This is a genomic window from Agromyces sp. NPDC056389 (assembly GCF_042262385.1).
In the GTDB taxonomy this organism is placed as follows: domain Bacteria; phylum Actinomycetota; class Actinomycetes; order Actinomycetales; family Microbacteriaceae; genus Agromyces.
This window is the reverse complement of record NZ_JBHJPN010000003.1, coordinates 133,554-149,752: the sequence shown is the minus strand read 5'-3', so window position 1 is coordinate 149,752 and position 16,199 is coordinate 133,554. Positions and strand designations below refer to the sequence as shown.

The window sequence follows — 16,199 nt, the reverse complement described above, 5'->3', positions numbered from 1 at the left end:
GGCTCAGGAGATCTTGCGGCGGTAGATCGCCATGGCCCACACGTAGGCGACCACGAGGATGCCGACGAGCCAGGCGAGTGCGACCCAGATCTCGCTGCCGACCGGCTCACCGGCGAACAGGGCCCGCGTGGAGTTCACGATCGAGGTCACGGGCTGGTTCTCGGCGAACCAGGCGACCGGGGCGGGCATCGAGTCGGTGGGCACGAACGCCGAGCTGATGAACGGCAGGAAGATCAGCGGGTAGCTGAACGCGCTCGCCCCGTCGACCGTCTTCGCCGAGAGGCCGGCGACCACGGCGAGCCAGGTCAACGCGAGGGTGAACATGGCCAGGATGCCGGCGACGGCGAGCCATGCGCCCACGGATGCCCCGGTGCGGAAGCCCATGATCAGGGCGACGCCGATGACGATCGCGACCGACACGAGGTTCGCCACCACCGAGGTGAGCACATGCGCCCACAGCACGCTCGACCGAGCGATCGGCATCGACTGGAAGCGCTCGAAGATGCCGCCCTGCAGATCGAGGAACAGGCGGTACGCGGTGTACGCGATGCCCGACGCGATCGTGATGAGCAGGATGCCGGGGAGCATGTAGTTGATGTACGACTCGTCGGACCCGGTGTTGATCGCCCCGCCGAGCACGTAGACGAAGAGCAGCATCAGCGCGATCGGGGTGACCGCGGTGGTGATGATCGTGTCGGGGCTGCGGAGGATGTGGGTCAGCGATCGGCCGGTGAGGACCCGGGTGTCGCTGAGGACGTGGGTGGTCATCGTGATTCCTTTCCTGCCTTGACCGCACTGTCGGTGCGGTCGGCATCGTCCGTTTCGGTCTCGCCGGTCTCTCCGACGAGGGTGAGGAAGACCTCTTCGAGCGTGGGCTGCTTCTCGACGTACTCGACCGTGGCGGCCGGGAGGAGCTGCTTGAGTTCGGCGAGGGTGCCGTTCTGGATGATCGTGCCCTTGTGCAGGATGGCGATCCGGTCGGCGAGCTGCTCGGCCTCGTCGAGGTACTGCGTCGTGAGCAGCACGGTCGTGCCGGCATCGGCGAGCTTCTTGACGGTCTGCCACACCTCGATGCGCGCCTGCGGGTCGAGCCCGGTGGTCGGCTCGTCGAGGAAGATGATCGGCGGGTTGCCGATCAGGCTCATCGCGATGTCGAGCCGACGGCGCATGCCGCCCGAGTAGGTCGCCGCCTTGCGGCCCCCTGCCTCGGTGAGCGAGAAGCGGGCGAGCAGCTCGTCGGCGATCGCACCCGGCTGCTTCAGGTGCCGGAGCTTCGCGATGAGCATGAGGTTCTCACGGCCCGTGAGCACCTCGTCGACGGCGGCGAACTGGCCGGTCAGGCTGATCGCCCCCCGCACCTCTGCGGCGTCCGCGGCGACGTCGAGCCCGTTGACCGTCGCGGTGCCGGCGTCGGCCTTCGCGAGCGTCGCGAGGATGCGGACGAGGGTGGTCTTGCCCGCGCCGTTCGAGCCGAGCAGGGCGAAGATGCTGCCCGCCGCGACCTCGAAGTCGACGCCTCGGAGCACGTGCAGGTCTTTGAACGACTTCTGGATGCCCTGCACCCGGATCGCTGTTTCGGTGGTCATCGCTCTTCTTCCTTCCGTTCGAGGTTCTTGATGGTTTCGGTGAGGCGGTTGCGCTCCTTGTCGATCCAGCGCTTGCCGGCGTACGCCGCGGCGAAGGCCTCGGCGAACTCGACCGGGTCGTCGCCGACGATGTCCTCGACCGGCGTTCCGTCGACGGCGGCGCGCTCCCACAGGTCGGCGAAGTCGTTCAGCATCGTGATCATCACGGCGGGGTCGCCGTCGGTGATGCCGCCGTTGTACATGAAGTAGCGCTCGAAGGCCTTCGCGGCGGTGCCGTAGGGCTCGGGCAGGGCCGCGATGCGGGCCTTGTACTGGCGGTACGCCTTCTTGTCGTCGAGCGATCCGGTGATCAGCTCGTACCACTTGGCAGCCATGGCTACACTCCTTCTTCGTTCGTCAGTTCGATGCGGCTGTGGAGCTGTTCGATCCGTTCGGCGAGGAAGCTCCAGGTCCTCCAGAACTCGGCGAGGTACTCGCCGCCCTGCGCGTTGATCGTGTAGACCTTGCGGGGCGGGCCCTTCTCCGACGGAACCTTCTCGACGTCGACGAGGCCGCGCTGCTCGATCCTGACCAGCAGGGCGTAGACGGTGCCCTCGGCGATGTCGGAGAAGCCCTCGTCGCGAAGTCGGGCCGTGATCTCGTACCCGTACGCCGGACTCACGGCCAGGATTGCGAGGACGATGCCTTCGAGCGTGCCCTTCAGCATCTCGGTCGTCTGCTTGCCCATGGAACCCCTCCTCTCACTACTTGGTGTAACTGATTACCGGTACATAGTAAGCACAAGTACTGGTAGTTAGCAACACTGAATAGCAAGTTTTTTTCGACAGGACCCGTCGAGCCCCGCGCAACCCGTCGACGGCGCGAAGCACCACGCCTACGATGGCGGCGTGGCCTTCCGCAGCGTGCGCGTCGCCGTGCAACGGACGAGGATCCTGCCCGCCTGGGTGCGGCGCGCGGATGCCGCATCCGCCCGCGCCGTGAACGCCCGCCGCACCCACTCGATGGCCGACCGGTTCTGGTCGCGCGTCTCGGGGTTCGCCGACCGCGGCGTGCTCTGGTGGACCATCGCGGGCGTGCTCGCCGTCATCGGCCGCCGACGCACGGCCGCGCGTGGACTCGGCTCGCTGCTCGTCGCGAGCGCGCTCACGAACGTGATCGCGAAGCAGGTGTTCGGGGGCGACCGACCGGTGCTCGCCGATGTGCCGATCGGCCGGCACCTGCCGAAGACGCCCACCACCCCGTCGTTCCCGTCGGGACACTCGGCGAGCGCCGCGGCATTCGCCACCGGCGTCGCGATCGAGCAGCCGCGCCTCGGCGCGGCACTGGCCCCGTTCGCGCTCGGCGTCGCCTACTCGCGGCTGCACACCGGTGCGCACTGGCTCTCGGATGTCGTCGGCGGGCTCGCGCTCGGGGCCGGGGTCGCGGGCCTGAGCACCATCGTGGCGCGACCGGGCCCGGGCGAAGACGACGCCCCGGCACCGAGCGGTGTCGACCGCAGGCTGCCCGCATCCTCCGACGGCACGGGCCTCTTCATCGTGATCAACCGGGCATCGGGCACGAGCGTGGTGAGAACCGACCCCGAGCACGTGCTCCGGCGGCGACTGCCGTCCGCCGAGCTGCACGAGCTCGACGGCGAGGATCCCGCCGTCGCCGTGCGTGCGGCGCTCGCCCGAGACGACCCGCCGCGCATCGTGGGGGTGTGCGGCGGCGACGGCTCGGTCGCCGCCGTGGCGCACGAGGCGCTGACCGCCGGCGTGCCGCTCCTCGTCGTGCCCGGCGGCACGTTCAACCACTTCGCGCGCACGGCCGGCGCGGCATCCGTCGACCTCGCGATCGACGCCCTGCAGCGCGGCGAGGGCGTGCGATCGGATGTCGCGGAACTGCGCTTCGCCGACGGCCCGCCGATCACGGTCCTGAACACCGCCTCCGTCGGCCTCTACCCGGATTTCGTCGCCGAGCGGGAACGGCTCGAGGAGCGCTGGGGCAAGTGGCTCGCCGCCGTCATCGCTGCAGCGCGGGTGCTGCGCCGCTCGGCCCCCGTGACCGTGGTCGTCGGCGGGCGGCGTGCCCGGGTCTGGACCCTGTACGTGGGCGTCGGCCAGAACGACCCCGGCATCGCCGCACCGATGCAGCGGCGGCGCCTCGACGGCGGCGTGCTCGACGTCCGGATCCTGCACGCGGGTTCGCGGGTGCGCGCCGCCGGATCGCTCGCCTTCGGTCGCCGCACGAGCGCGGTGCTCCGACGCGTCCGCCTGCTGCCGGAGCGGTTGGAGTCGTTCACGAGCGAGTCGATCGAGGTGCTCGTGCGACCGAGGCACGGGCAGCCGCCCGGATTCGCACACGACGGCGAGGTCGCGCTCGAGGCGCCGGTCGAGGCGACCGCGCGCACCGCATCGCCGGGCTACCGCACGACCGTGCGGATCGTGCCCGCTGCGCTCGACGTGTACCGGCCCGCGAGCGGCGAAGGGGCTACAGCAGGCGTCGCGCGTTCGCCCAGGCCGTGAGTTCGTGCCGGCTCGAGAGCTGGAGCTTGCGCAGCACCGCCGAGACGTGCGTCTCCACCGTCTTCGTCGAGATGAAGAGCTCGGCCGCCACCTCCTTGTACGAGTAGCCGCGAGCGATCAGCCGCATGACCTCCTGCTCGCGCGCCGAGAGGCGGTCGAGCTCGTCGCTCGCCGACGCCGTCTCCCCCACCGGCGCACCGAACGCGTCGAGCACGAACCCCGCGAGCTTCGGCGAGAACACGGCGTCGCCGCCGGCGACGGCGTGCACGGCCCTGCTCACGTCGGCGCCCGAGGAGCCCTTCGTGATGTACCCGCGGGCTCCGGCCCTGATGACGCCGACGACGTCTTCGGCCTTGTCCGAGACCGAGAGCGCGAGGAACCGCGTCGAGGGCACGGATGCCGCGGCGCGCCGGATCACCTCGGCGCCGCCGCTCGCGCCCGCCGGCACAGCGACCCCGGGCAGGTGCACGTCGAGGAGCACCACGTCGGGCGCGGCATCCGTGACGACCGCGACCGCGGACTCGACGTCGTGCGCCTCGCCGACGACCTCGATGGTCTCGTCGAGGTCGGCCTTCAGGCCCGACCGGAAGATGGAATGGTCGTCGACGATCACGACGCGCACCCGCTCAGCCACGACCGGCCTCCATACGTTCGGCGGCCGGGAACCGCAGTCGCACCTCGGTGCCCACGCCGCCGACGCCCGGTCGCACCTCGCCCGAGCCACCCGCGCGGCGCATGCGGCCGATGATCGATTCGCGCACCCCGAGCCGGTCGCCGGGAACGTCGGCGAGCGCGAACCCCGGACCGCGATCGCGCACGAACACCTCGACGGCTTCGGGCGTGGACTCGACGTACACCGAGACCTCTCCGCCCGCGTGCCGCGCGGCGTTCAGCATCGCCTCGCGGGCCGCCGCCGCCATCTCGCCGCTCGCGCGCTCCCTCGACTCCCCCACGACCACGACGTCGACCGTCACCGCGTAGTCGATCTCGAGGGCGGCCGCGAAGTCGCGGAGGTCGGTGCCGAGGTCGCTGTCGGCCGGGGTGTCACCGGCGAAGAGCCAATCGCGCAGCTCGCGCTCCTGGGCCCTGGCGATTCGGGCGACCTCGCTGGTCGCGCCCGCTCGGTTCTGGATGAGGGCGAGCGTCTGCAGCACCGAGTCGTGCAGGTGCGCGGCGATCTCGCTGCGCTGCTCCTCGCGGATGCGCTTCGTGCGCTCGGCCGTGAGGTCGCGCCACGCGGTCACGAGCGTCGGCGCGTAGACGAGCCCGATGCCGAGCACCGCGGCGAGCGCGGCGAGGAAGGCCTGCGCGGGGTACCACGCGGCCGTCGGCCCGAGCACGAGCGATGCCGCGGTCACCACGAGCAGCACGGTCGCGACGATGCGGATCGTGAGTTCGTGCCGCGGCCCGCGCTCGGGCTCCGGTCGGTCGATGAAACTCGCCCAGGCACCGGATGCCACGGCGAGACCGACCCCGGCGAGCACCGCGAACAGCCACCACGAGAGACGGTCGCGGCCGCCGTCGACCGTGTCGACGGCCACGAGCGGGCTCATCGCGGCCGCGGCGAGCAACGATGCGCCGGCTGCCGACATGAGCAGCCACGCGACCGGGGCGCGCCGGGTCGGGCGCCCCTCGCCCGGCACCCACGGGGTGAACACCCAGAGCCAGAGGTAGAGCAGCAGACCGGCACCGCTCGCGAGGCTCGTCACGACGACGGCGGTGCGCACGATCCAGACGGGCCAGCCGAGATGGTCGGCGAGCCCCGCCGAGACGCCGGTGGCGACGCACGTGCGAGGGCGGGTCAGGCGCGGGGAGGAGGCAGCGGCGTCGGCGGGCGCGGATGCCGCGGCATCCGTCGTCTGTTCCGCGCGCGACTCCATGCCTGCAATCCAAGCAGACGGGGCGACGATCCTCCCGGCCCGTCGGGCCCGCTCAGGGTCGAATCAGGGATTCACCCCATGGCGGGGCATGCGCCGCTGGTGCCAGCATCGAAGCATGGAGACGAACCCGACCGCCCCCGAGGCGGACCCAGTGCAGGACGACGTGAAGGGGGACTCCGCGGCGTCCGGCCCGAACGCCCGGGATGCGGCGGGAGCGACTCCATCCTCCGGTGACCCCGGCGCGGCGACACCCGCGTCGGGCACCGGCACCGGCTTCTACGAATGGCTCCGCGGGCTCGGGGTGCCGCGACGGGCCGGCTGGCTCGGCGGCGTCTGCGCCGGGGTCGCCGCCCGACTCGGCATCGACCCGATCATCGTGCGCGGCATCGTCGTGGTCGTCGCGGTGCTCGGTGCGCCGTTCGTGCTGCTCTACGCGATCGCGTGGGTGCTGCTGCCCGACACCGACGGCGAGATCCACTTCGAGCGACTGATGCGCGGCATCGTCGACCCGGCGATCGTCGGCATCGCCGTGATGGGCGTCATCGGGTTCATCCCGCTCGTGCAGGGCGGCTGGCTCGGCTGGCGCTGGTGGCCCGACTGGCCGACGATCAGCGATCCGATCTTCGGCTTCAACCTCGGCGTGCCGCTTCGCGTGCTGTGGGGCCTCATCCTCGTCGGCGGCGTCATCGCGCTCGTCGTCTGGCTCGCGCAGCGGGCCTCCCAGAGCTCCCCGGGCGGTGTCGGTGCGCGAATGGCTTCCGCGACGACCGCCACCGCTCCGGGGCATCCCTCGACGGTCGCATTCGCAGCTTCGGATGCCTCGGCGCCGGCGGCCGTGCCCGCGCCCGACCCGACCGCGACCGCGCCCGGCTCGACCGTGCCGAGCACCGAACCGCCCGTTCCCGCCGAAGGCGCCGATGCCGCGGCCATCGCCGAGTGGCGTGCCCAGCACGAGGCATGGCGCGTCTCCCACTCCGAGTGGAAGTCAGGTCAGGAGCAGGCCGAACGCGCCGCCCGAGCGCAAGCCGCGGCCGAGAACAAGGCGAAGGCGCGTGAGCTCACCGCCCAGGCCGACGCTGCACGCGCTGCACGGCGGGCCAGCCGCCCCAGGGCGAGCGCCGCGTTCGTGTTCACCGTGCTCGGCCTCGCACTCGTCGCCGGCTCGATCGCCGCGATCTGGTCGCTCGCGACACCGGATGTCGCCGGGTTCGCGATCCCGATCGCGCTCGCGGTCGCGACGCTCCTGCTCTCGGCGGGCATGGTCGTCGCTGCGCTCCGGCGCCGGCGCAGCGGAGGCCTCGCCTTCATGACCCTGCTCTCCGCGATCGCGATGACGGTGGCCGCCGTCGCGGCATCCATCATGCCGCAGGGCGCACTGGTGCCGCCCGGCTACAGCGTCGCACTCAACCAGTCGCAGCGGCTCGTGCAGCCCTTCGGCGACGCGTACATCCACGCCACCCCGTGGTGGCGCGACGTGCCACCCGTCGTCGAGCTGCAGCAGGGCGCCGGCAGCACCTGGATCACCGTCGAGCCCGACACCGAGATCGTGCTCGACGCGAGCGAGGCGGGGCCGCTCGAGATCGTCGTCTACTCGCCCGACTTCTCATCCAGCTCCGAACCGCAGATCGGCGGTCTCGATCGCGGAGCGCTCCTGCTCGGCGGCGACGCCGGCGTCCGCGAGTACCGTGCAGGCGACGACCCCGTCGACGCGAGGATCGTGCTCGAGCAGGGCTCCGGCATGGTGCACATCGAGATCCGCGAAGGAAGCTGATCATGACCACGAACACGAACGATTCCGACCAGCCGAAGACCGGGTCGGATGCCGCGACCACGGCGATCCTGCCCGACTGGGTCACGCCGGCGTCGCATGATGCGGCGGCGGCCGCCCCCGAGGCGCCGGCGCCGACGGCACGCCCGACCGTGCGATGGGGCGCCCTCGTCTGGGCACTGCTCTTCGGCACGGCCGCCGCGACGACCCTCTGGGTCCTCGTCGATCCCGCCCGCCGCGATCTCGTCGGCGACTGGCTGGTCACGCTGAGCCCGCTCACCGCGACCCTCACGGCGGTCATCGTCGTGGGCGTCGTCATCGCCCTCTTCGGCATCGTCGGACTCATCCGCCGCGGTGAGCGCGCCCGGCGCTGAGTCGCGCACCGCCCCGCCGGTCGACGCATTGATGCGAATCGCCCCTCACCGATCGGTGAGGGGCGATTGGCATCGGTCGACCGCTACAGTTCGACGCCGACGAGCACGGGCTCCGGCCGGAGCACGATGCCGAACTCGGCCTGCACCCGCCCCTGCACGAACCGCGCGAGTGTTGCGATCTCCTCGGCCGTTGCACCGCCGCGGTTCGTCAGCGAGAGCGTGTGCTTCGACGAGATCGCCGCGCGCGAGCCCGGCAGGGCGAAGCCGCGACGGATGCCCGAGTGCTCGATCAGCCAGGCCGCCGAGAGCTTCACGAGCGGTTCGGCGTCGACGGTCTCGACCACGGCGACATCGTCGCCGAATTCCTCGAGTTCGGCCTGATGCGCGAGGAACGCCTCGAGCGGCGACGCCGCGGCGAGCGAGCCGAGCGGCGTCACCTCGTCGGCCGCCTCGGGTTCGACGTACCAGCGGGGCGCCGCCGCGGGAAGCGTGCGCGCGACGTGCTCGCCCACGATCGGATTCGTGAAGAACGAGCCGGCGCTCACCGAATCGGGGTCCGCGGGATCGAGCACCATGCCCTTCGAGGCGCGGAGCGCGAGCACGCTGCCCCGCACGTCGGCGATCGCGACCCGGTCGCCCTGCTGCACGTGCAGGGCGTCGGCGAGCTGCCCGTAGGCGATCGGCTGGCCGAGCGCCTCACCGAGCACCGCTCGCTCGGCGGCGGTGTCGTGCAGTTCGAGCTCGACGGTCACGACGATGCCCGCGAGCCCCTGCTTCAGCACCGAGGTGCGGTAGCCGAGCTCGAGTTCGGCGGCCGTCATGCGGCGCGGCGTCGCGGCACCCTCGTCGAGGAACTCGATCGCGACGAGCGTCGAGGCGAGCTCCTGCCCGTAGGCGCCGATGTTCTGCACGGGAGCGGCGCCGACCGAGCCGGGGATGCCCGAGAGCGCCTCGATGCCCGAGTATCCGTGCTCGACGGTCCACGCGACGAGGTCGTCCCACGTCTCGCCGGCCTGCACGCGCAGTCGAACGGATGCCTCGACCCCCGGAGCCGCCGGCAGCACCTCGATGCCGCGCGTGGCCACGCGGATCACGGTGCCCGCGAAGCCCTCGTCGCCCACGAGGAGGTTCGAGCCGCCGCCGAGCGCGAGCCACGCGTCATCCGTCGCCCACGTCTCGGTCGCGAGGTCGACGAGGTCGCGCTGCGTCGTGGCGGTGACCAGCCGGCCGATCGGCCCGCCGACCTGCAGTGTCGTGAGGTCCGAGAAACGGATGTCGCCGCTCATGTCAACCGAGTGCGACGCGCACTTGCGCCTTGCCGAGCACCGTGTCGTCGCCGACCTTCACCGTGAGGTCGATGCGTGCGACCGTCGCGGCCTCGTCGAGCTGGCCGACCTTCGCGGTCACTGCGACGATCGCGCCGTTCTGCGGGTCGACGATCACGGGGCGCGTGAAGCGCACCTGGTAGTCGACGACGCGGCCGGGGTCGCCGGCCCAATCGACGACGGGCTGAACGGCGAGGCCCATGGTCAGCATGCCGTGGGCGAGCACGCCCGGCAGGCCGACCTCGGCCGCGATGTCGTCGCGGTAGTGGATCGGGTTGAAGTCGCCGGAGGCGCCGGCGTATCGCACGAGCGAGTCGCGGGTCAGCGGGAACGAGCGCTCGGCGACGACGTCGCCGACGGCGAGGGAGGCGAACTCGGGGGCGGGCATCATTCGTCTCCTCGCACGACGAGGGTGGAGACGGCGGTGACGACGTGCGCGCCATCGGCATCGGTGATGGCCGACTCGGCCGTGACCATCGAGTGGCCGCCGAGGCTCTTCACGCTCGCGACGGTGAGGGTCGCGGTGAGCAGGTCTCCGGCGACGATCGGCCGCGTCGACGTGAAGCGCTGGTCGCCGTGCACGACGCGCGAGAAGTCGATGCCCGACTCGGGGTCGGCCAGCAGCTGGGCGAGCGTCTGCTCCTGCACGACGACGGCGAAGGTCGGCGGCGCGACGACGTCGGCGTACCCGGCCGCGCGTGCGGCCTCGGGGTCGAGGTTGATCGGGTTCGTCGCGAACACGGCGCGGGCGAACTCGCGCACCTTCTCACGACCGACGAGGTACGGCTCGGTGGGCGGGAAGGTCCGCCCCTGGAGCTCCGGGTTCACTGGCACCCCGCCAGTCTAAGCGGGGGTGCATGGGCAGCGGAGGCCGCGGCATCCGCTGCCCGGAGCGCTCAGCGCTTGCCGCCGCCGAGGAGGCCGCCGAGCAGGTCGCCGAGGCCGCCGCCCGAGTTCGAGCCGCCCGAGCCACCGCCGAGGAGGCCGCCCACGAGACCGCCGAGGTCGATGCCGCCGCCCGACGAGCCCGAACCGCCGCCGCCGAGGAGGCCGCCGAGCAGGTCGCCGATGCCGCCGCCCGACGACTCCGGCGCAGCCTCCGCCGCCTCGGGCTTCTTCGCGAACTGTGCGGCGAGGAAGCTCAACACGATGGGTGCGAGGATCGGCAGGAGCTTGCCGATGAGGTCGCCCGCGCCGCCCTCCTTCTTGTCGAGCGCCGTGACGACCTTGTCGGTGTTGTCGCCGAACACGTTCTTCACGATCTTCTTGCCGTCCTCCTCGTCGACGTCGGCGAGGTTCACCCCGCCCTCGATGAGCTTCGGGTCGTGCTTGGCGACGGCCTTCTGGAGCGAAGCGGCACCCGCGGGGTCGCTGGCGTTCGCGCCCATGCCGGCGAGCAGCGCGGGAAGGGCGTCGTTCACCGCCTGCTTCGCGGTCGCCTCGTCGACGCCGAGCTTCGCGGCGATGTCGCCGATCGGGAGGTTGGCGACGATGTCGTCGAGTGCAGCCATTCGGGTTCCCCATTCCGGCGCCCGCGGTCGGGGCGTCCACCGATCACCGTATCGATACGGATGCCCCGCGGGAAAGTGCCATCCGAACGGTGGCAGTCGCTCAGTCGAGATCGAGGCGACCGAGGCGCAGCCGCAGGGCGTCGAGCAGCAGCTCGAGCCCGATCTCGAAGACCCGGTCGGAGCGTTCGCGCCCCTTCGTGGTGAGTTCGACGAGGCGCGCGAGCGAGGTCGTGGGCGTCTCGGGCTGCCAGATGTCGTCGGGCGACGCCAGGTCGAGGCCGAAGCCGAGCGCGAACGAGTCGAGGATCGCGATGACCGTGATCACCTCGTCGTCGGGGAACCCCGCCCCGACGAGGGCCGTCGCGAGGCGGTCGTAGCTCGCGATGACCGCGGGATGGGTGATCGTCTTCCCGACCAGGAGCGGCACGATCAACGGGTGCTCGGCGTACATGCGGCGGGAGGCGCGCATCGTCTGCGTCACGACCTCGACCCAGTCGCCCTCTCGCTCCTCCGACAGGTAGGCCTCGCCGAGCCGACCTCGCATGAGCTCGATGATGCCGTCGCGGCCGTCGACGTGGTTGTAGAGCGACGAGGGCGTCACGCCGAGTCGGCGGGCGAGGGCATTGACGCCGAACGCCTGGCCGGAGTCGACGAGCTCGATGGCCGCGTCGGCGATGCGCTCGGTCGACAGCAGGGGCACTCTGGGTCTGGCCACGGCACCTCCTCGTTCGACGCCCCGATCAGCCTAGGGGCGGCCGTTCGAAATCCGCTCTTCCCATCACGGGGACTCGTATGCATAATAAACGAACACCATTCACTTATCGCGACGACACCCCCTGCCGCGTCCGTCCCCTGCACATCGACGTGCCCCAGCCCCACGGAGACCTCTGTGTCCAACGACCTCACCGCTCGCGTGCCGCTCCGCCTGCCGAGCGCCACCGCGACCTTCACGATCGGCATCGCCGGCTACCTCGGCGTGAACCTCTCGCCGTACATGATCAGCGCCCTCCAGCAGGCGATCGGCGCCGACGTGCTCACCGCGAGCTGGATCATCACCGCGACGCTCCTCGCCACCGCCGTCACCGGTCTCGCCATCGCGCCGCTCTGTGCGGGCCCCCGCCGCCTCGCGGTCGCCCGCACCGGGCTCGCGCTCTCGGTGCTCGGATTCGCCACCGCAGCGCTCGCGCCGATGCCCGCGGCCGTCATCACCGGTCTCATCGTCGGCGGCATCGGCGCCGGCGGCGCAGTCGCCTCCGGCGGCGCCGCGATCGCCGCGTTCACGAACCCCGACCGGGTGGCGGGCTTCAACGGCCTCGCGAACCGCGCCGTCGTCACGGTGATCCTCGCGATCATCCCGCTCATCGGCCTTGCACCGATCGACGTGTTCGGCGCGCTCGCGATCTTCTCCGTCGTCGGCCTCCTCGTGAGCGGCTGGCTCCCGGCAGCACCCGTCATCGCGCCGAGGTCGTCGGTGGCGGTCGCCGAGGCCGTGCCCGTCGAGGTGCCGCCGACCGCGGCCGTGCCCGCGCTCGAAGCCGCCGCCGCGGCGTCGCGCACCCTGCCGTCGCCCCGCGCCGTGCGGATCGCGGGCTTCACCCTGCTCGTCACGTTCGCCCTCTGGGCGGTCAGCGAGGACTCGCTCTGGGCCATGGCCGGCGTCATGGGCGGCGAGCAGGCCTCGCTCACGCCCGAGGGGCTCGGCATCGCGCTCAGCGGCGCGACCGCCGGCGGACTGATCGGTTCGGTGCTGCTCATGATCGTCGGCAACCGCCTCGGCCGGGCCGTTCCGCTCGCCGTGCTGCTCGTCGGCGGCGGCATCCTCAAGATCGTCGAGTGCTTCGTCACCGATCCCACGACCTTCATCGTCGTCTTCATCGCGTGGAACACGCTCTACGCCCTCGCATTCATGTACTTCGTCTCGACCTCGTCGGCCCTCGACGCCGACGGTCGCTGGTCGGCGCCGCTGCTCGCCGTGTACCTCGTCGGCTCGAGCCTCACGCCCGTGATCGGCGCCGCCCTCGTCGAGGTCTTCGGCTTCCAGGGCTTCGCCGTGGTGCTCGGCGTCGCGAGCTTCGTGCTCGCCGTGCCGGTGGCCGCCGTCGCCGCCTTCTCGACCCGGCGCGAGCGCGCCGAGGCATCCGCTGCCGCCGCCGAACTCCAGGAGGTCCCCGCGTGACCCGCACGCTCGTCACCAACGCCCGCATCTTCACCGCCGACCCCGCGAACGAGTGGGCGGAGGCCCTCGTCGTCGACGACGACGGCACGCTCGCCTACGTCGGCGACGCGCAGGGCGCCCGCGAGGCCGCGGGCACGGATGCCGCGACGCTCGACCTCGACGGCCGGCTCGTGCTGCCCGGCTTCACCGACGCGCACACGCACCTCGTCATGATGGGCGAGGCGCTCGGCCGAGTCGGGCTCACCGATGCCCGCTCGCTCGGCGACATCCAGGCGCGCCTCCGCGCTGCCCGTGAGGCCTCCCCCGACGCGCCGCGGCTGCTCGGGCGCGGCTGGCTCTTCGACTCCGTGCCGGGCGGTGCCCCCACCGCGGCGATGATCGACGCCGTGGTCGCCGACGTGCCCGTGTACCTCGACGCGAACGACTACCACTCGGTCTGGGTGAACCGGGCGGCGCTCGCCGAGCTCGGCATCACACGCGACACCCCCGACCCGATCGGCGGCTCGATCGGGCGCGATGCCGACGGTGAGCCCGACGGCATGCTCTTCGAGACGGCGGCGCAGCAGTTCGTGTGGAGCCACCTCGCCGCCATCACGACCGACGACGATCGCGACGCCGCCGTCGAGCGCACGATCGCCGCCTACCTCGCCTCAGGCGTCACCGGCGTCGTCGACATGGCGTTCGACGAGCTCGGGCTCGCCGCGTTCCAGCGGGCCGCGGCACGACGCGGCGGCGTCCTGCCGATCCGCGTCGTCGGCCACTGGTTCGTCGCGAACACCGGCGACGACGCCGCGAACCTCGAGCAGGTGCAGCGGGCGACCGCGCTCGCGGCCGAGATCGACTCGCCGTGGCTCCGGGTCGCGGGCATCAAGCTCGTGCTCGACGGCGTCATCGACGCCTGCACGGCGGCCATGCGGCATCCGTACGCCGACGGCTCGAACGCCGACCCGATCTGGCCGCTCGACCGGTTGAAGCCCGTCGTCGCAGCGGCCGACGTCGCAGGACTCCAGGTCGCGATGCACGCGATCGGCGACCTCGCGAGCGACCACGCGCTCGACGCGCTCGAGCACGCGCACGAGGTCAACGGCGAGCGCGCACGACGCCACCGCATCGAGCACCTCGAATACGCGGCACCGGGCACGGCCGAGCGGATGGCGCGGCTCGGCGTCACCGCATCGATGCAGCCCGTGCACGCCGACCCCGCCATCTGGGCGAACTGGGCCGCGATGCTCGGCGACGAGCGCGCCGACCGCGGCTTCGCCTGGCCCGAGTACGTCGAGGCCGGCGCGCTGCTCGCGTTCTCGACCGATGCGCCGACGGCTCCGCACGAGGCGCTGCCGAACATGTACGTCGCCGCGACCCGGCGTTCGGCACTCGACCCGTCGTTCGGGCCGATCCAGCCCGAGTTCGCGCTGCCCCTCGCCCAGTCGATCGTGCACGCGACGCGCGACGCCGCGGCGTCGTGCGGCGAGGCCGGTCTGCGCGGCAGCCTCACGCCCGGCCTCGCCGCCGATTTCACGGTGCTCGACACCGACGTGTTCGCCGCCGGCGAGGAATCGCTGCTCAGCGCCGGGGTCGTGCGCACGGTGGTGGCGGGCGACACGGTCTACGCGGCCTGACGCCGTGTCGCGGCGCCGGTGCATGGACCGGCGCCGCGGCATCCGCTCGGCTGGGCGCTGGATCGGGCGCTCGCTACGCGGTGGCCTCGTCGAGCGGATCGGGCAGGTAGGCCGAGATGTCGAGCGGCTGCGTCGGCGGCAGTTCGAGGTCGGCGGGGTCGATGCGATGCGCGTTCATGGGGTGGTCCCTTCGTAGTGGTGTTCGCGGAGCAGTTCGCGGAGCCGGGCCCGGGCCCGCTGGTACCGCCCGCGCGCGGTGGTCTCGCTGATGCCGAGGATCGTTGCCGCCTCGGCGACGGTGAAGCCGTCCCACAGCACGAGGCGCACGAGCTCCGACTGGTCTTCGGGAATGGCGTCGAGCGCCGACCGGACGTCGAGTGCATCGTCGTCGTCGTCGTGCGCGGCCGGGAGGGTCTCGAGGTGCGTCCGCAGGCGATCGGCGAGACCCGATTGACGGATGGCGCCGCGAGCCGCGTTGGCGAGCACCCGGCGGGCGACGCCGAAGAGCCACATCCTCGCTTGCTCGGGGTCGGGCGGCAGGCGGTCGGCACGGCGCCACGCGACCACGAAGGTCTCGCTCAGCAGATCGGCGGCGTCGGCCCGGATGCGCACCCGACGGCCGAAGTAGCTGAGCAGGTCGGCGGCGTTGGCGACGTATGCCTGCTCGAGCCGGGTCTCCCGATCCGGCCGGGTTCGTCGCCGCATCAATTCGCGCCCTCGGACACGCACGGCCCTGCCGCCTGTTCGAGGCTGACACCCCCGCGGAGATGGCCGGCCCGTTCGAACTCGTCGCTGATGCGGTCGGCGATGACCAGCGTCGCGGCGGTCGACATCGTCGCCGGCGGTGGAGTCGCACCGGATACGATGCCGTCGGGGCCGGTGAATGCCGCTCGCTGTGCGACCTCGAGTTCGTACTGGGTCTGAATCTCGCGCTCGGTGATGGAGTCGATCATCGGTTGCCAGTCGTGCTCGGTGAGGAACATCCGGGCCGCTTCGGTGCGCCGCTCGACCTCCGCAGCGGACAGGTCGGCCGAGGGTTCGGGCAGGACCCGGACGAAGACCTCGCAGAGCCCGAGATCGGCGACGGCACCGACGTCGAAGGTCCGCTGCGCGACGACATCGGGCGCCCACCCGAGCCAGTCGATCACCGTCGGCGCAGCCGCCGCCGCGGTCACCCCAAGACCCAGGATGCCCAAGCTCAGCGCCGCGCCGCCGAGGAACGCGCCCCGCCGCGACATCCGCCGCCCGTGGCGTCCTGCCGTGGCGACCGCGTGTGCGACAGCCACCGCCTCGCCGGCGGCGACCGGCTCCGCCCCCAGCGGCCTCGGCGCTCCCCGCCGCACGGCCTCGTCCAGCCAGTCGTCCATCGCGCGCCCTTCCGTCAGATGCCCTCACTGGAGGTATGTCCGGCACCGCGCGATTCGACACACATTCTCTCGAGCGAATGTCCCCTGAC

At 72.0% G+C, this 16,199-nt stretch carries 18 protein-coding genes; 5 read left to right on the top strand and 13 right to left on the bottom strand.

Annotated features, from left to right (window positions below; translation table 11 throughout):
- Positions 1-3: 3 nt before the first annotated feature.
- From ACFCVM_RS16765 to ACFCVM_RS16750, 4 genes are read right to left on the bottom strand one after another with little or no spacing between them, the layout of a single operon-like run.
- Positions 4-768, bottom strand: a complete 765-nt coding sequence (locus ACFCVM_RS16765) for an ABC transporter permease (RefSeq protein ID WP_375837812.1) — start codon at positions 766-768, stop codon at positions 4-6.
- The gene (locus ACFCVM_RS16760; RefSeq protein WP_375837811.1) at positions 765-1,586 is read right to left on the bottom strand and encodes an ABC transporter ATP-binding protein; all 822 of its coding nucleotides are present in this window, start codon (positions 1,584-1,586) and stop codon (positions 765-767) included. Before ACFCVM_RS16760 ends, ACFCVM_RS16765 begins: the two co-directional genes overlap by 4 nt.
- The gene (locus ACFCVM_RS16755) at positions 1,583-1,960 is read right to left on the bottom strand and encodes a DUF1048 domain-containing protein (RefSeq protein ID WP_375837810.1); all 378 of its coding nucleotides are present in this window, start codon (positions 1,958-1,960) and stop codon (positions 1,583-1,585) included. The genes ACFCVM_RS16760 and ACFCVM_RS16755 overlap by 4 nt, the downstream gene beginning before the upstream one ends.
- A gap of 2 nt (positions 1,961-1,962) precedes the next feature.
- The gene (locus ACFCVM_RS16750) at positions 1,963-2,313 is read right to left on the bottom strand and encodes a PadR family transcriptional regulator (RefSeq protein ID WP_375837809.1); all 351 of its coding nucleotides are present in this window, start codon (positions 2,311-2,313) and stop codon (positions 1,963-1,965) included.
- A 160-nt stretch (positions 2,314-2,473) separates the two neighbouring features.
- On the opposite strand from ACFCVM_RS16750, the gene ACFCVM_RS16745 reads away from it, so the two are divergent.
- Positions 2,474-4,090, top strand: coding sequence for a bifunctional phosphatase PAP2/diacylglycerol kinase family protein (locus ACFCVM_RS16745; protein ID WP_375837808.1), 1,617 nt, complete (start codon positions 2,474-2,476; stop codon positions 4,088-4,090).
- Here ACFCVM_RS16745 and ACFCVM_RS16740 read toward each other — a convergent pair.
- Positions 4,056-4,724 (bottom strand): LuxR C-terminal-related transcriptional regulator, encoded by a 669-nt coding sequence (locus ACFCVM_RS16740; protein WP_375837807.1) that lies wholly within the window; start codon positions 4,722-4,724, stop codon positions 4,056-4,058. The two genes, ACFCVM_RS16745 and ACFCVM_RS16740, sit on opposite strands and share 35 nt — an antisense overlap.
- Positions 4,717-5,970 (bottom strand): PspC domain-containing protein, encoded by a 1,254-nt coding sequence (locus ACFCVM_RS16735; protein WP_375837806.1) that lies wholly within the window; start codon positions 5,968-5,970, stop codon positions 4,717-4,719. The genes ACFCVM_RS16740 and ACFCVM_RS16735 overlap by 8 nt, the downstream gene beginning before the upstream one ends.
- A gap of 115 nt (positions 5,971-6,085) precedes the next feature.
- Between ACFCVM_RS16735 and ACFCVM_RS16730 the strand changes: the two genes are divergently transcribed.
- Both ACFCVM_RS16730 and ACFCVM_RS16725 read left to right on the top strand, forming a co-directional pair.
- Positions 6,086-7,741, top strand: coding sequence for a PspC domain-containing protein (locus ACFCVM_RS16730; protein WP_375837805.1), 1,656 nt, complete (start codon positions 6,086-6,088; stop codon positions 7,739-7,741).
- A 2-nt stretch (positions 7,742-7,743) separates the two neighbouring features.
- Positions 7,744-8,112 (top strand): hypothetical protein, encoded by a 369-nt coding sequence (locus ACFCVM_RS16725; protein WP_375837804.1) that lies wholly within the window; start codon positions 7,744-7,746, stop codon positions 8,110-8,112.
- A gap of 83 nt (positions 8,113-8,195) precedes the next feature.
- Here the strand turns inward: ACFCVM_RS16725 and ACFCVM_RS16720 are convergent, their stop codons facing one another.
- The 5 genes from ACFCVM_RS16720 to ACFCVM_RS16700 form a co-directional block, all read right to left on the bottom strand.
- Positions 8,196-9,398: a UDP-N-acetylmuramate dehydrogenase gene (locus ACFCVM_RS16720; protein WP_375837803.1), complete on the bottom strand. Its 1,203-nt coding sequence runs from the start codon at positions 9,396-9,398 to the stop codon at positions 8,196-8,198.
- 1 nt (position 9,399) lies between these two features.
- A complete protein-coding gene (locus ACFCVM_RS16715) occupies positions 9,400-9,825 on the bottom strand; it encodes a MaoC family dehydratase (RefSeq protein WP_375838321.1) in 426 nt (141 codons plus the stop codon).
- Positions 9,825-10,271 carry a MaoC family dehydratase N-terminal domain-containing protein gene (locus ACFCVM_RS16710; RefSeq protein WP_084183995.1) on the bottom strand — a complete coding sequence of 149 codons (447 nt, stop codon included), beginning with the start codon at positions 10,269-10,271 and terminating at the stop codon, positions 9,825-9,827. Before ACFCVM_RS16710 ends, ACFCVM_RS16715 begins: the two co-directional genes overlap by 1 nt.
- A 62-nt stretch (positions 10,272-10,333) precedes the next feature.
- A complete protein-coding gene (locus tag ACFCVM_RS16705) occupies positions 10,334-10,948 on the bottom strand; it encodes a DUF937 domain-containing protein (protein ID WP_375837802.1) in 615 nt (204 codons plus the stop codon).
- Between the two features lie 100 nt (positions 10,949-11,048).
- On the bottom strand, positions 11,049-11,663 hold the full coding sequence (locus ACFCVM_RS16700) for a TetR/AcrR family transcriptional regulator (RefSeq protein ID WP_375837801.1): 615 nt from the start codon (positions 11,661-11,663) through the stop codon (positions 11,049-11,051).
- A gap of 174 nt (positions 11,664-11,837) precedes the next feature.
- Between ACFCVM_RS16700 and ACFCVM_RS16695 the strand changes: the two genes are divergently transcribed.
- A complete protein-coding gene (locus tag ACFCVM_RS16695; protein WP_375837799.1) occupies positions 11,838-13,124 on the top strand; it encodes an MFS transporter in 1,287 nt (428 codons plus the stop codon).
- Positions 13,121-14,743, top strand: coding sequence for an amidohydrolase (locus tag ACFCVM_RS16690; RefSeq protein ID WP_375837798.1), 1,623 nt, complete (start codon positions 13,121-13,123; stop codon positions 14,741-14,743). The genes ACFCVM_RS16695 and ACFCVM_RS16690 overlap by 4 nt, the downstream gene beginning before the upstream one ends.
- Positions 14,744-14,917: 174 nt before the next feature.
- Here ACFCVM_RS16690 and ACFCVM_RS16685 read toward each other — a convergent pair whose 3' ends face one another.
- Both ACFCVM_RS16685 and ACFCVM_RS16680 read right to left on the bottom strand, forming a co-directional pair.
- Positions 14,918-15,448, bottom strand: coding sequence for an RNA polymerase sigma factor (locus tag ACFCVM_RS16685; protein WP_375837797.1), 531 nt, complete (start codon positions 15,446-15,448; stop codon positions 14,918-14,920).
- Positions 15,448-16,110 (bottom strand): hypothetical protein, encoded by a 663-nt coding sequence (locus tag ACFCVM_RS16680; protein WP_375837796.1) that lies wholly within the window; start codon positions 16,108-16,110, stop codon positions 15,448-15,450. Before ACFCVM_RS16680 ends, ACFCVM_RS16685 begins: the two co-directional genes overlap by 1 nt.
- Positions 16,111-16,199 lie beyond the last annotated feature (89 nt).